We start from the raw sequence: 1,650 nt of genomic DNA, 5'->3' as shown, positions 1-1,650 counted from the left end.
AACTGCTGCGGCCCGTGACGCTGGAATTGGGTGGCAAGTCCGCTGCGATCATCCTGGACGACGCCGACCTCGACGCAGTCGTCCAGGGCCTGCCAATGGCCAGCCTCTTGAACAACGGCCAGGCCTGCTACAACGGGACCCGCATCCTGGCGCCGGCGAGTCGCTATGGTGAGGTACTGGAGGCCGTGGTGGCGATGGTTCGGTCGTTCAAGGTCGGTGATCCGATGGATCGCGCCACGACCATGGGGCCGATGGCGTCATCGGCGCACCGGGACCGGGTCGAGGGATACATCGCCAGGGGCAAGACCGAAGCGCGGCTGGTGGCCRGTGGCGGCCGCCCAGCGGGACAGGAGCGCGGGTGGTTCGTCGAACCTACCGTATTTGCGGACGTGGACAACGGGGCCGTCATCGCGCAGGAGGAGATCTTTGGACCGGTATTGTCGATCATCAAGTACCCGGACGATGCGGATGCCGTGCGTATCGCCAACGACTCGGGCTTCGGCTTGGGCGGCTCGGTATGGAGCCGTGATGGCGGCCGAGCGCTGGCGCTGGCACGTMAGGTGCAGACCGGCACCATCGGTATCAACGGCTACATGCCCTCGTTGGGCGCCCCCTTCGGTGGCGTCAAGGCAAGCGGCATGGGCCGGGAGTTTGCGCCGGAGACGATGCAGAGCTATCAGCAGCAGAAATCGATTTACGTGATGGGCTAGACACGCTGGTCGCTCGGTAGGCGAAGGCAGACCCGTCGCTGGTATCGTGGATTGCGCATTTGAGCGCGCCGAGCGACATGCGGCGGATTGTGCAGTCGTACATCGACCGCCTGCAGTAGGCGTTTCAGGTAACGCCGTGCTACACCTTTCGCTGCAACCAATCCTTCTCGCGCAGTTGCGAAGTGGTGTTCATCGAGGGCATAGGTATGTTCGGCCGGGCCCGGGCGGCCTGACAACGCGCTGGTGCGGTGCGTGGACGAGAAGAACCGCCGMGATGCGCCGAGTAAAATTTAAGCAAATCAATAAGTTGGCGGCGCTGCGCGATGTTGAGGTTCTACAGCTTGGTTGCGCAGCCGCAGGCATCGTAGCAGGTGAGGGAACATAGCCGCTATCGTCAGATTCGCAGATACGGCTCCAACAGTTGGTCCAGCCTGCCGATGTTCTGAATGGCCCAAACAAAAGCCCGGCACCGCGACTCCTTCAACATCCTGCGGGTCTCATCGTTCTCCTGGTCTGAGAAGCGGCCAATGGCCTCATCAACCTCGTAAAGCCGTTCAAGCACTTTTCGCAAGAAGGTCTGAACTTCCGAGTCAAATAGCCACTTGGCGTCCGCAATGGCGCCCGCCGCTTCAGAGATGTGGTCACGCTTGTACAGCTCCGCGTGCGATGGGCGTGCGGGCTTCCGGACCGCTTCATAGACCCTAAGGCGCCGCTCGAACAATTCCAGCTTCAGTTTGTCGTTGGCGGTCTTCCTTTGCAGGTACTGAAGCGTCGCAGCAATCGCCGCAGCCGCTAGCAGGGTGCTGAAATACCTCTGCCACCGGTCGACGCGTGACAGCCTCAAACGTTAGAAGTTGATCCCCCGACAGTTGCAAATCAAGACCCAGACGATGCGCGGAGCCGATACCTTCACCGAGAGCTTGTTCACGATGCGCCGCCT

General features: G+C 61.6%; 2 protein-coding genes. One reads left to right on the top strand and one right to left on the bottom strand.

Annotated features, from left to right (window positions below; all coding sequences use genetic code 11):
• The coding region (locus tag AC1DY5_RS54795) for an aldehyde dehydrogenase family protein (RefSeq protein ID WP_478122557.1) at positions 1-710 on the top strand (710 nt) is incomplete at its 5' end.
• A gap of 394 nt (positions 711-1,104) precedes the next feature.
• Here the strand turns inward: AC1DY5_RS54795 and AC1DY5_RS54790 are convergent.
• The gene (locus tag AC1DY5_RS54790; RefSeq protein ID WP_478122556.1) at positions 1,105-1,554 is read right to left on the bottom strand and encodes a hypothetical protein; all 450 of its coding nucleotides are present in this window, start codon (positions 1,552-1,554) and stop codon (positions 1,105-1,107) included.
• Positions 1,555-1,650 lie beyond the last annotated feature (96 nt).

The sequence above is a fragment of the Variovorax sp. P4_D9 genome (genome assembly GCF_056401695.1).
The sequence above is the reverse complement of the archived record's forward strand: the minus strand, read 5'-3'. Positions and strand labels throughout refer to the sequence as shown.